The following is a 14,071-nucleotide window of genomic DNA, read 5'->3' as shown; positions in this document are numbered from 1 at the left end:
GTGGACGTTGACTCTAAAAGAATGAAGATTGACTCTCAGAGAATGGACGTTGACTCTCAGAGAGTGAGCGTTGACTCTAAAAGAGTCGACGTCGATACAATTTGCATCGACGCCCACTCTCGGAGAGTGGACGTTGGCTCTAAAAGAGTGGGTGTTCATGTTATTTACTGGCGCGTCGCCAACACGTGATAATTGAGTAAATGATGATAGTCGGAAAAAATTACTGGCGCTCGTGTCTATAACTCAGTGCAGTCTCTGACTGCGTTACGTTTCTAGTCCAGAATATTTGCCAGTCGGGAGACTGGCCGTGTGCTCAGTCTCGAGAGCGCTTCGCTAACGCTCGCGGTAGCCCAATAGCCTTACTGTCGATGAACGGAGCGTCGCAACTATGTTTGATCGGAGCGGCAATGCTGGTAGCAAAAGTGTCCGATGCAATCGGGAGGAATTCTTTAGACACAAGTGGTCCTTCGGGACACTTGCGCCAGTCAGGGATTAGACGTCAGTCGGGAGACTGACACGGCACCAGTCATGAGCGCGCTATGCTAACGTTCGCGCCAGCGCAGATCATCAAATAAAAAAGGCAGTGGAGAACCACCGCCTTGTCATCTGTTATTTTGATTGTTTGCTTGGAGCCTTATGCTACTGTGATATTTTGAACTGGTTGTTCCTGGTTTTCTTTCTTAGGGATGGAAACCGTCAGGATACCGTCCAGGTATTGCGCTGTGATATGGCTTGCGTCTGCTTTTTCGCTCAGCGTAAAGCTGCGTTTGAAAGAGCGTGTGCGATATTCCGTGCGCAATGCTTTCGGGGCTTGTTCGTTGCTTTCGTCTTTGTGGTCGTAAGAAACAGTCAGAATGTTTTTTTCTACGTTAATCTTAAATGCTTCTTTTTTCAGTCCCGGAGCTACAACATGGAGTTCGTAACCCTTTTCGTTTTCGTGAATGTTTACAGGGACGTGGCCAAAGTGACGATCATCGCTCTTCAATTCTTCGCTTGCGGCTTTCAGGCCGTTTTGGAAGATGTCTTCAATAATACCGCCTAAGCTTTGTGGATTCATCTGGAAATTTTTTCTGTAGTACATAATGGTATTCTTTTAGTGTTTTGAAATCTTGTTTTTAAATGTGTTTTTGAAAAACCTTCGAATGGTATAGAACAAAAAAAAGACCACTCAATTTTTAGAGACAAAATGTCTGTAAAAAATATTTTTAAATGACAAATTGTCAAAACGAAGTTTCAAAGCTGGCAGCGACGATAAAAATGTCCTGAAGAAAAGTCAATGAAAATGACAGGGTAGCATACTCAAAACCTACAGTAACGGTTGTAATACAACCATGTGTAAAATTATATTTTCAAATGCCAAACCTTTTGCTGATATTTGTTCTGCTTACGATGGGTTAGTAAGTACAGTCCTACCGTCCCGGTTTATGAACCAGGACGGTTTTTTTATGCGCACTAAAAAAGCCCGTCTGATTTTGTCGTTGAAACAATTTCAGACAGGCTGTAAGTAGTCAATTCTAAATGAGCGCAGACTATTTTTTTCTCGCGAGGAGATAATCATCCACGTTGGAGAATAAAAACTCCGGATATTCTTTTCTGAATTTCATACAAACAAATCCGCCGATTAATGGACGTGCTGCAGGTTGTTGCAATGATGCAGTATCAAGTGGAATGAGTTGATATTTTGCACCAGGGAAATGTTTCAGCACGGTTAATGCTAATTCTACACGATTCATAAAATCAGTGCCCCCAGTGTGGTAGATGCCGCTTTTGCCGTCGCGCAGCAAAACGAACATGGCGCGTGCAATATCCCATGCATTTGTTGGTGATGCAAACTGATCGTACGGAAGTTTCAATGTGAGTTCTTTTCCTTCTTCGCATTGCTGTACGATACGCGCAATAAAGTTTTTGCCACGTGCTTCTTCGCCATATACATTGGTGATACGCAGTACGAGCGCACCTGGAATTTCATTCAGCACCATCTGTTCCGCTTCCAGTTTGTGTCGGCCATATACGCTGATCGGATTTACCGGAGCCTCTTCTGTGTACGGACCATTTTTTCCGTCGAAAACATAATCGGTAGAGATGTACACCATCTTGGCGTTACATTTTTTCGCAACGGCAATCAGGTTGATGGTGCTGGTAACCGTCTGCGTATAGCTTTCTTCCGGATGCTGTTCGCAATAGTCGACATGCGTCAGTGCGCCACAATGCACGATGACGTCTGGTGCAAATGCTGCAATGTCGAAATTGTTCGGATCTTCCGGCTGCAATGTGTTGTAGTAAACAGTATTGTCGGTTGCGTAAGAAAAATAAGATCCTTTCACGTCCCATCCCTGTTCGCTGAAATGTTTGAGGCAATTGCCGCCCAGTAATCCGGACGCACCGGCAATGAATACTTTCATTATTTATGATTTGTAATTTATGATTTATGATTTGCGTTACGCGGGGCCTCTCCTTACGTCGAGGTGACATGCTTCGTCCGTTAATTGTACTTCTGCTTGTCATGTCGACGATAGGAGACATCCCGCGATGACACGAGTCAGCATTTGTCAGTAACGAACGCCACGCAAAAAAACAAAATCCAAAGCATAATAAAAAAAGCCACCCGGAAAGGATGGCTTTTTCATGATATTTTAAAACAGAATTAAACTGTTGCTTCAGCAGCAATCTGTGGCATTTCCTGCGGATACAGTTTTTGTTCCAGTTTGTCGCGCAGCAGGCTGAATACTTCGAGTGTTTTGTCGATGTCTTCGTCTGTGTGAACAGCAGTTGGAATGATACGCAGAATGATGGTGCCTTTCGGAACTACCGGGTATACTACCACAGAGCAGAAGATACCGTAGTTTTCACGCATGTCGAGAATGAGCTGAGTAGCATCAAACAGACCGCCTTGCATGTGAACCGGAGTTACCGGCGTATTAGTTGTTCCGATATTGAAACCTCTTTCACGCAGACCGTTTTGGATACGGTTTACATTGTGCCAGAGTTTTTCTTTCAGTTCAGGATGCGTTTTCAGCAGTTCCAGACGTTTCAGGTTGCCCACTACGATTGGCATCGGCAGTGATTTTGCGAATACCTGCGAACGCATGTTGTAACGGAGGTAAGTCAGTACTTTTTTGTCAGCAGCGAGGAAACCACCGATGCTCGCCATTGATTTGGCGAAAGTAGAGAAGTACACATCGATTTCCTTCATACAGTTTTGGTGCTCGCCGATACCTGCACCGGTTTTGCCCATTGTACCGAAACCGTGCGCGTCATCTACGAACAGGCGGAATTCATATTTGCTTTTCAGCGCAACGATTTCAGAGATTTTACCCTGATTACCGCTCATACCGAATACACCTTCTGTAATTACGAGAATGCCACCACCGGTTTTCTTCACCATTTCGGTAGCACGCTGCAGTTGCTTTTCGCAGTCTTCCACGTCGTTGTGTTTGTACACATAACGGTGGCTTGGAATCAGACGCAGCCCATCGATGATACAAGCGTGTGATTCAGCATCGTACACCACCACATCGTGACGGCTGCAGAGACTGTCGATTGCAGAAACCATGCCCTGATAACCGAAGTTGAAGAGCATAGCATCTTCAGTGCCTACGAATTCAGCGAGCTGGCGTTCCAGTTCTGTATGGTTGTCAGAGTTACCGCTCATCATGCGGGCACCCATTGGCGTAGCCATACCATATTTCGCAGCCGCTTCAGCATCCGCTTTGCGTACTTCAGGATGGTTGGCAAGACCGAGATAGTTGTTCAGACTCCAAACGATACATTCTTTACCACGAAATTTCATGTGGTTACCGATTTCACCTTCCAGTTTAGGGAATGCAAAATATCCCGGCGCTTTTTCAGCGTAATCGCCGATAGGACCGAGGCGTTTCTCAAATTTGGCAAAAATGTCCATATTATTTTTCGAAAATGATTAGTTACAAAGTTTGTTCAAACAAATGATGCGCGAAATTAAAGAAAAAATAACTCCCATCGTAATGCCTCTTCGTTGCATTTTTGTGTTCTAAATCCGTTTAAATGAAACGTTTCCTGTTGTTTGCCGGCTCTTTTCTCTTTGGTTTGAGCGCTTTCGGGCAGAAAGTGATAAAAATCACCCGTCCAAAGCTGGTCGTTGGTATTGTGGTGGACCAGATGCGCTGGGATTACTTATATCGTTTTTATGATTTGTATAAGCCTGATGGTGGGTTCAAAAGACTCTTGGGCGATGGTTTTTCCTGCGATAATGCTATGGTGCCTTATCTCCCTACAGTAACTGCCTGCGGACATACCTGCGTGTATACAGGCAGCGTTCCGGCGATTCACGGGATTACGGGCAATAACTGGTGGGATAATAATCTCAACCGGGAAATGTATTGTACCGAAGATAAAAAAGTGACCACCGTAGGTAGCAGCAGTGTAGAACCGGGGCAAATGAGTCCGGTAAATGTGCAAGTAACCACTATTACAGACGAATTGCGACTGGCGACCAACTTTAAGAATAAAGTTATAGGCATGTCGATGAAAGACCGCGGTGCGATCATTCCGGCAGGTCACTCAGCAAATGCGGCTTACTGGTACGACGGCAAATCTGGTAATTTTATCAGCAGCACGTATTATATGCAGCAGCTTCCGGATTGGATGCAGCAATTTAACGGCCGCAAACTGGTGGATAGTTTTTATAAAATGAACTGGAATCTGGCGCTGTCGAAAGATAAATACAACCAATATTGTGATGACGACGCCAATCCATACGAAGCAAAACCATTTGGTGCAAACACGCTGACCATGCCTTATAAACTGGAGCAATTTGCCGGCACTGATTATAGCAAGATTACGGTAACGCCTTATGCAAATGATTTGCTGGCTTCACTCGCTAAAACTGCAATCGTTGCGGAACATATGGGCAAAACACCGGAGACAGATTTTCTTACGGTGAGTTTTTCTTCTACCGATTATGTAGGTCACTCTTTTGGTCCAAACTCATGGGAACTGATGGATACTTATGTGCGTCTTGATAAAACGCTCGGTGACTTGTTCGCTTTTCTTGATAAAACATTGGGTAAAGATCAGTATACGGTGTTCTTAACCGCAGATCACGCAGGTGCGCATATTCCGGAGTTTCTCGCAAAGCACGGTATTCCGGGTGGTCGCTGGGATGATAATGCAATCAAAAAAGAGTTGACAGCAATGCTGCAGAAGAAATTCGGTGTTGATAGTTTGGTCAATTATGTAGGTGAGTACGATGTTTATTTGAATCGCGCTTCATTGCGTCGTAATCATATTGATATCGACAACGTGAAAGCTTCCATCACTAATTATTTGCTCAAGAATGATAAAGTGCTGCAAGTGGTAGATCTCGCCAATGCAAATGCAGCAACGGTCCCGCTGCCCATCCGTGAAATGGTGATCAACGGTTATAATCCGGCGCACAGCGGCGATCTTCAGATCATCATGAAGACAGGTGTTATGGATTCGGGTCCGACAGGTATGAGTCATGGTGTGTGGAATGCTTATGATGCACATATTCCGCTGGTGTTTATGGGCTGGGGCATTAAAGCTGGTCATACAACGCGTGAAGTGCATATGACGGATATCTCTGCAACAGTTGCGGCGCTGCTGCATATTCAGATGCCGAGCGGCTGTGTGGGGAAGGTGATTACGGAGATTGTACCTTGATTAATGCCGTGATGCGATAATGAATGTGTGAATGTGAGGAATGTGGTAAATGTGATTTTTGATATCAGTAACAGGGAGCTGGCTTCGGTCAGTTCCTATTGTTTTATATGGTACTGAACGTGCCTGAGCGAACGTTAGGTCGCGTCATTGCGGACGAAGAGAAGCAATCTGATTTCGCGCTGGGTTGTTTTTACTGCGGTAACGCGATAATAAATGTGGGAGCGTGGTAAATGTGATTTTGGGTATTAGTAATAGGATCTGGCTGCGTCCAGCTTTAGCGTCTTCGCTTCTTATGCATCTTTGCGGGCAACTAATGCGTATTCTATTATCATGAGCAGTTTGTTTCGTGCAATGACGTTAGAAGACACAATTTTGTGGTGTTGCGTGCGTTGTAAGCAACTTAGCATCTTGACTTTTTATGCTTTTTTTCGGAAAATTAGTCGCGAAAACCCATCAATCTCCAATCTCAAATAAACAATCTTAAATACAAAAAAGGGTCGTGCTACGAACGACCCTTTCTGCTATATATTTTGCTCCAATTTCCCCGGTTAACCCCTCATGAAAACCGTTCGATTAATCCCCGCATAAATAACTGCTGCGGCGTAGCAAGCGCTAAGATAATAACAATATTTATCGAAGCAAGGTCAGGTTGCCCTGATATTTTTCCTGCACGTTATTTTCAAATGCAGCTTCTATCATATAAATGTATACGCCGGTTGGTTGTGAAATGCCATTCAGCTTGCCATCCCAGCCGCGCCCATCGGTGCTTGTGGTTTCAAAAATAAGTTGTCCCCAGCGGTTAAAGATTTGCATATGGAATGCAATTAGCGCACGTGATAATAATTGTCTCGGGAAGAAATAATCATTGCTGCCATCATCATTTGGTGTGAATGCATTTGGAATATCCACGTAGCAAGAGCGCCAGACAACGGCCGTATCTGTGCTGCTGCATTGACCATTAGAAGCCGTCAGCCAATAAGTGTCGGGTTGCTGTGTGGTAATGCGCGCACCAGTCGTTCCGTTGCTCCAGGTATAAGTGTTTGCCGGATTATAATAACGATCATAAAGCGTTACCGGTGCATTTCCCGGACATACAGATGTGTCCGGACCAATGTAGACTTTAGGTGCGTTTTTTACAAGGACATCGTGCTCGATGGTTTTCTCCGGACAAACCGAATAGCGTGCGGTTACTTTAATCGTAAATGATCCTGCGCTGTCGAATGCGTGCTGTGGATTTTGTGCTTTGGCGATGACGGTTCCGTCACCAAAATCCCAATCGGCATACATGTAGCCATCAGAGAAATGACTCGTGATTTGTGCGGCCTGCCCCTGGCACAGTAAGCTATCTGCAATAGCAAAATCGAACTGCGGTGTTGGAAGCACGAGGAAAGCCTTACTAATTGAATCTTTACAACCAGTATTGTCGGTGCTGATCAATTTGATGCCGTAATTGCCGGGCTGACTAAAGATGTGTGTGGTTTGTGCGCCGGTAGCAGTGTTGCCATCGCCAAAATTCCAGGTATAACCAATGGCATTTCCTTTGCTGTTATCAGCGAGGCGGATGGTATCGGCGGTACATAAAGAATCCTTGTTGCTGATATAATTCGCAATTACTTCATTGATCGTTACTGTGATGATTGCTTTGTCGCTTTCGCAACCGTTGATTTCTTGTGTTACATAATAGTTCGTGTTTCCTCCGGCAATAGTCTTTGGAACGATCGGGTTTAATACGCCTGAAAGTCCCGCCGGATCGGTGTACCACATCAGGTTTTGACCAATTGCAGCCAATGGTGCGGCAGATTCATTTTTACAATAAATAACCGGACTTGTTACCTGCGGCGGCGTCGGTCTTGGTTTTACAATGACGATGATCGAATCTTTTGGTGATTCACAACCGTTCATTGTTTGTGAGACATAAAAGATTTGTTTTCCATCGTTGGTAGTAGGTGGCGTTGGTGCTGTGCTGCTACCTGTTCCGCTTAAAGTTGTATACCAGAGCAGGTTTTGCCCGTTAGCTGTCAACGGTATTGAACTTGCTCCCTGACAATAAGTAACAGGAGATACAACAGACGGTGGATTTAATGCAGACTTTACTGTGAGGTGTAACGTGACGATCGAATCACATCCATGTATTGAAGTGAAATGCCCGATGTATGTGCCAGAAGTATTGTAGGTATTGCCGTTAAAATGATAAGGAACATTGGCACAAGTCGTGTCGTAAACTGTGTTGTTGATCGTGCCGCCGGAAACAATTTGCTTCAGGCTATTGATCCATGTCTGATTGGCTGTGTTGTTTGGTGCGCCTGGTGTTTCATAAGTTGGTGCTGCGCCGGATGTCCATCCTGCAGATGAATTAAACTGGCTGCCGGTGGCATAATATACCGTTTGTCCACCGGAGGCACCGATGTGTACGCCACCTGAAAGGTTGCCGTAAGTAATTGCAGAATACGCAGTGCTTAATGCCGTCGGGCTGATGGTTGCTACCGCATCGCCGTTATTATTCAATGCCATATTGGTCCAGCCTCCCTGAGACGTGAAGCCTGTAGTGGGGTAGGAAAATGCGGAGCCAGAGCTGGAATTGGGTGTAGATGCATTCATCTCTAAATAAGAAGAAGAGATCGGTAAAATGTAGACGCCATCGTGATTGGCATCGGTAGGATCGTCAGCTTGTGTTATAGCTGTGTTCTTATCGCCATCGTTGTAAATAAGAATGATGGAACCATAAGGGACCGCCGCCCAGTTTGCGATAGCGGGAAAATGATAACAACCTGCAGAGATAGCAGAAGTGCCATACCAGCCGCCATTGTCGTCAAAGATCCAGCCGCGGAGATCGGCAGCAGTATCATTGCAGGTATGCGTGCCGTTTACAACAAATTCTACATATTCTTTGTTGCCGCTGGTACCCTGCGATACTTCATTAATGGCAAGCTGAGCCCTGCCGCAGAATGCTGAGGTAAGCATTGCGGTAAGTAAGAACCCTAAATGTTTGAACATACTGAATATTTTTATCGGATGACTGTAACTTCTCCTTTGCGTTCTATCAGTTTTCCGCGGGCGCAACCAACCAGGATATCGTAGAAATAATCACCAACTTCTACAGGTTGCCCGCCAAATGTTCCGTCCCAGTCCGCGCCTTCAGAGCGGCTGAAAATGAGCTGTCCCCAACGGTTGAAAATATTAATCTGCACCAGCTTGTCGTCCGGGCCTTTTGTCACGCGAAAAACATCATTGCGTCCGTCGCCGTTCGGAGAAAATGCCGAAGGCACAAACAGATAGTCTTCGCAGCAGTGTGTTACCACTACGTCGATAGCGCTGCGCGGACCTTCACAACTGCCATTCGTTTCTGAAACGTAATAAGTATAAGAACCCGTAGCGTTTGTTGGCGGTTTGGGTGCATCTGTGCTACCAGTGCCGCCCGTAGGGCCACTATACCAAAGATGATTAGTGCCGCTTACAGAGTATACCGGCAATTCGCCGTTAAAACATACTGCAATTGGTGTAACCACTGTTGGTGCGCCCGGTACTGCATTTACCTTAATCGATACAGAATCTTTTATAGGTACGCAGCCGCTGGAAAGAACCGTAACAACGTATGCTCCTGATGCATTTGTCTGTGCGTTTGTAAAATCAATATTGTCCTGAGTTGAACTGAAACCATTTGGCCCATTCCACTGAATGCCATAATTCGCAGCTGGAGTAACTGAAACATTCAGGTTGAAATCACCGTTCTCACATAATGTCTGATCGGCGCTTACCGTGACACTTGGCTGTGGATTTACCGCAACATGAAATGAATCAACTTTAGGTGCGCAACCGCTGCCTGGCCAGCTTGTAGTCAATACATATGTCGTTGCCTGTGTAGGGCCCGCCATTGGGTTTTGAATATTGCTGTTGCTCAACCCAACTACCGGAGACCAGCTATAACTATAAGAAGGGTCACCCGCTACATTTACCTGAAAGCTACTGCCATTACAGATCGTAGTATCGCCATTCATGATTTTCGTTTGCAGTGCATCATAAATAGTAAGCGTGGCGCTGTCTACAATTTCAAGACCATTACAGCTGTAAGGCGAGATCACGAAAATCTTTACATCTCTGTTGCCTGAAGATGGCGTTACCAGCGGATTGATGATCACTGTTGCCTGCGTATCGTTTGCAGGAATAACCACACTGTCTGCGATAGGCGTATAGTCTACACCATTTACAGCAGTGCCGCCGATCTGGTATTTTACGGTTTGCGCAGTCGCTAAAGCAGCAGCTCTTTTAACAATAAAGTTGCCCTGACCGCAGCCTTTCACAATATATGGCGAAGAGGCGGAAGACGATACAAGTCCATGTGAGGTTACCGTAAACGTAGTTGTTTTTAAACTGCCTGCTTTGATAAATACGCCAGAGTCGAACAACGCATTGCCCGCATCGGCGATCGTCATTTTGAGATGGTAAGTATTGCAAGGCGTTACTGCGTGAATCGCTTTCAGCACCTTTGTAAAGCCGCGGTAAGTAATAGAAGTACCACCGTTATTATCTACATAATATTGTGTAAACGGAGAGCCGGCACCCATGCTCGTGCAGTTGGAAATATTACCACCCTGTGAGCCAGGAATACCGTTATTGATTGTATTTACTGTTACAGGAATATTGGTGCCCGGGACGAGTGCCATGTTTTGTTGTCCTGAGATACCGGGACCCGAGATGAAAAACGCAAACGCATCATTATAGATACCGCAAGTCGACGTATTATATTCTTCCGAACCGAAAACGTATTCAAATTTTACCGTGTCGCCTTTAGGAACCATGTCGAATTCAAGAATACAGGCGTTGGTCGTAGAGGCGTTGGCCAGTGTGTTCAGTTGCGGATCGCCGGCTGCGCCATTGTTGACGCTGGCATTTACCGATGCAGGTCCGTTGGCGCCATAGATGCTGCCTGATGTAGCTGCACGACCCGTAGTAAGTATAATACCGCTATCGATACCCAGATTACTGCTGACAATATTAAAAAAGCCGTTTGCCACAGTAGGGCAAGTGAGGGAAGGATTCTGGATAGTGATGCCGGGTCCTGCCAGTTTTTGCGCCAGTGCCAAGGCAGTTTGTCCGCCTGTAACATTTACCTGGCCGCTAACTGAGCCAAATCCGAATAATAAAGAGCCTGATAAAAACAAACTAAGGGCTTCCTTTCTTAAAAAACACATGCCATGAACTTATTTGTGCGCGAAATAACAATTTGAATATGTCCAAATTGTTACGGCTGTATTATTTAATCGCTGGTGGGTTAATTCAGCATTCAAAAGTCAAAATTCAAAAGCCGTGAATGCTGAATTGGTGCAGCTTTAAGGGTATAATCTGAATGTTATATCGACGGCAGGAAACATCCCGAACATCAGTGATCCAAAAACCTTCGATTTAACGGAAAGATAAATTATCCGCAATGCGGAGGTGACACTGCGATTGTTTTTTTGCGGCATATTTCATCACCCCAAAAACATTCGTGTTCATGAAAAAATGCTACGCTTTATTATTTACCCTTTTGGTTGGTGCAGTGATGTCGAAGGCGCAGATCAGCATCATCGGATCTTTGCCTTTTACCTATACACAAGACTTTAACACCTACAACGGCGCAGCTGCCACCAGTGCTCCTGCCGGCTGGACTACGACCTCCAATGTCTACAAAGGATATGGAACAGGATCAAGCAATGCAGGAGGTATCTACGCATTAGGTACATCGCCGGATTATGCAATGGGCGCACTTTGTTCCGGCTCTGCAAGCACCATTACTTTTAAAGTAAGTTTTACGAACAATACAACGACTACAATTACATCACTTGATATCGCTTACGATTTTGAACAGTGGCGTTGGGCGACTGGTAACAGTAATCCGCTTACCGTTACACAAACTGGTCTTGGCTCAGCTTCGGTTTCAGGTCTTACGCAAGCCAGTTCCTCAGCGAGTGGTCCAACAGGTACGGGAGTTACCACACATAAATCTATTTCGCTTTCCGGTCTTTCTGTTGCGCCGGCAGCAACGTTTTCACTGACCTGGACTATTACTGACGGATCGGGTTCTGATAATGCCGTTGGTGTTGACAATTTTGTAATCACGGCAGATGGCAATACGCCCCCTGCTTCTATCACACAACAGCCAGTAACAGCCAACGTTTGCGGCAGCGCCACTTCTTCGTTCAGCGTAACAGCAACGAATGCGGCGAGCTATCAGTGGCAGGAATTTATTAACAGCTGGACTAATATCACCAATAACACTGTTTTTACCGGTGCAACAACTAATGCTTTGGCGATCGCAAATACATCAGGTCTTGATGGACACGCTTATCGTTGTGTTGTTACTGGTGCAACAAATCAGGTAAACTCAGATAGTGTATTGCTGCATGTTGCTGTACCGATCGCGATCGCACAGCAACCGACTGACGCTATTGTCTGTGCTGGTAATGACACTGCTTTCCATGTGACAGCAACTGGTTCTGTGCAAGGTTATCAATGGCAGGTGAACTCTGGTACAGGTTATACTAATATTACCACACAGTTTCCTTACAGCGGTGGTGCTACAAATTCACTTTCGTTGAGCGCTCCGGCCATCAGCAATTTGGGCAATCTGTATCGTTGTATTGTTACCGGAGCTTGTGGTAACCCTGATACAACACAGCCTGTAAAACTGATGATTCACAATAATCCAGTAGCGCATGTGACACCAACAACGGTGGCTGCATTTTGTGCGGGCGATAGTGCGGTTCTGAAAGTAGATACTGCTGGTATTGCAAGCTATCAATGGCTGCAGGGAACGAGTCCGCTTCCTGGCGCTAACGGCAAAAGTTATAAAGCAACCACAACAGGTCTGTATACTGTGACAGTAACCGATACCAATCATTGCGCTGCAACTTCTGTAATGGTACCGGTGACAGTGAATGCATTACCAACAGCAAGCATTACACCAAACGGAAGTCTGAGCATTTGTCAGGGTAGCAGTGTGGTACTTAATGCGAATACAGGTACGGGTTTGAGTTACCAGTGGCAGGAAAATGGCGGCAATGTCGCTGGTGCGACTAATGCTAGCTACAATGCGAATCACAACAGTTCATATACCGTGATCATTACAGATAGCAATGCCTGTATGAAAACAGCAACCGCGCAAACGGTTAGTTTAATTCCATTTCCATCAGCTGCAATTACAGTAACTGGTGCGACGACAATATGCCAGGGTAATACAGTAGTGCTTACCGGCACAGCTGGCGCAGGTCTTTCTTATCAATGGTTGTTGAATGGGAATCCTGTCAGCGGTGCTACGAGTCAGGCTTATACTGCTACTCAGGCTGGCGATTATAAAGTTGCTATCGCGAGTAATAGCGGTGCTTGTGCTGATACCTCTACGCTGAAAACAGTAGCAATACTTGCTATTCCAACAGCACCACTTACAGCTGCTGCTGCAACTACTTTTTGCGCGGGCGACAGCGTATGGTTACATACAACCAATGCTGCGGGGCTTAACTATCAATGGCAACTTAACGGCAACAATATTCCGGGTGCGCATGATAGTTTGTTTAAAGCAACGGCAGATGGCATTTATGCTGTAGTGGTGACGAATGCAGCCAGTTGTAGTACTACTTCTGCGAATATGACCGTGACTGTGCATCCTGGTCCTGGTGCAGTGATTACTTATAATTCACCGCTTGTATTTTGTGAGGGTGGGGCTGTAGTGTTGAACAGCAGCGTGTCTTCCGGTTTGATCTATCAATGGTCAAAAAACAATACAAGTATTACTGGTGCCAGTACTAATAGTTACATCGCTTCTGAAACTGGTGCTTATACATTGAAGACAACTACCTCATTTGGTTGTAGCGCGGTTTCTGGTCCAATGAATATTTTAGTGCATGCGAAACCTCAACCGGTGGTAACACGTAATGCCGATCAGTTTTCCACGACTTCCTTCGCATCGTATCAATGGTATTTAAATAGTCAACCGATTTCCGGCGGTACTTCAAAAACGGTTACTGCTACGCAAAATGGTTCTTATTCGGTAGAAGTGGTGGATAGTAACGGTTGTCAAAACAGATCGACTGGTGTGTTTATCAATAATCTGGCGGTGACAAATATCAATGCTGTCGCTGGTACTATAAAAATGTATCCCAACCCCGCTACAGATCGCGTGATGATCGATACACCGTTTCCGGTTGATATGATTATTGTAAAGGATATGCAGGGTAAAACGCTCATTCAGGTAACGAATTCCAATACATTCGATGTATCGTCGCTGAGTGCTGGTCTTTACCTGGTAACGATATACAATGACGGCGCACCGATAGCGGTCGAAAAATTAATTAAATCGGCCAACTAACTACTAACGGCCCCTCTAAACCACCTCACACATTTAAAAAAAGCCCCTCTTCTGTGAAGCTGGGGCTTT

General features: G+C 45.4%; 7 protein-coding genes. 2 read left to right on the top strand and 5 right to left on the bottom strand.

Translation table 11 applies throughout. The features are described 5' to 3' along the window. Nucleotides 1-634: 634 nt before the first annotated feature. The 3 genes from DN068_RS06575 to DN068_RS06565 all read right to left on the bottom strand — a co-directional run bounded on the left by DN068_RS06575 (nt 635) and on the right by DN068_RS06565 (nt 3,901). Complete coding sequence (locus DN068_RS06575; RefSeq protein WP_110998108.1) at nt 635-1,081, bottom strand: Hsp20/alpha crystallin family protein; 447 nt, start codon at nt 1,079-1,081, stop codon at nt 635-637. A 448-nt stretch (nt 1,082-1,529) separates the two neighbouring features. Further along, the gene (locus DN068_RS06570; protein WP_110998107.1) at nt 1,530-2,402 is read right to left on the bottom strand and encodes an SDR family oxidoreductase; all 873 of its coding nucleotides are present in this window, start codon (nt 2,400-2,402) and stop codon (nt 1,530-1,532) included. Between the two features lie 242 nt (nt 2,403-2,644). Next, nucleotides 2,645-3,901, bottom strand: a complete 1,257-nt coding sequence (locus tag DN068_RS06565) for an aminotransferase class I/II-fold pyridoxal phosphate-dependent enzyme (protein WP_110998106.1) — start codon at nt 3,899-3,901, stop codon at nt 2,645-2,647. A gap of 122 nt (nt 3,902-4,023) precedes the next feature. Between DN068_RS06565 and pafA the strand changes: the two genes are divergently transcribed. Continuing rightward, nucleotides 4,024-5,661, top strand: a complete 1,638-nt coding sequence (pafA, locus tag DN068_RS06560; protein WP_110998105.1) for an alkaline phosphatase PafA — start codon at nt 4,024-4,026, stop codon at nt 5,659-5,661. Between the two features lie 630 nt (nt 5,662-6,291). Here the strand turns inward: pafA and DN068_RS06555 are convergent. Both DN068_RS06555 and DN068_RS06550 read right to left on the bottom strand, forming a co-directional pair. Further along, nucleotides 6,292-8,655 carry a PKD domain-containing protein gene (locus DN068_RS06555; protein ID WP_110998104.1) on the bottom strand — a complete coding sequence of 788 codons (2,364 nt, stop codon included), beginning with the start codon at nt 8,653-8,655 and terminating at the stop codon, nt 6,292-6,294. 11 nt (nt 8,656-8,666) lie between these two features. Next, complete coding sequence (locus DN068_RS06550) at nt 8,667-10,850, bottom strand: choice-of-anchor L domain-containing protein (protein ID WP_110998103.1); 2,184 nt, start codon at nt 10,848-10,850, stop codon at nt 8,667-8,669. A gap of 302 nt (nt 10,851-11,152) precedes the next feature. Here DN068_RS06550 and DN068_RS06545 point away from each other — a divergent pair, with 302 nt between their 5' ends. Then, nucleotides 11,153-14,002, top strand: coding sequence for a T9SS type A sorting domain-containing protein (locus DN068_RS06545; RefSeq protein WP_110998102.1), 2,850 nt, complete (start codon nt 11,153-11,155; stop codon nt 14,000-14,002). Nucleotides 14,003-14,071 lie beyond the last annotated feature (69 nt).

Origin of the sequence: Taibaiella soli (assembly GCF_003236175.1) — a bacterium.
GTDB lineage: Bacteria > Bacteroidota > Bacteroidia > Chitinophagales > Chitinophagaceae > QKTW01.
This window is presented reverse-complemented; position numbering and strand designations above follow the sequence as displayed.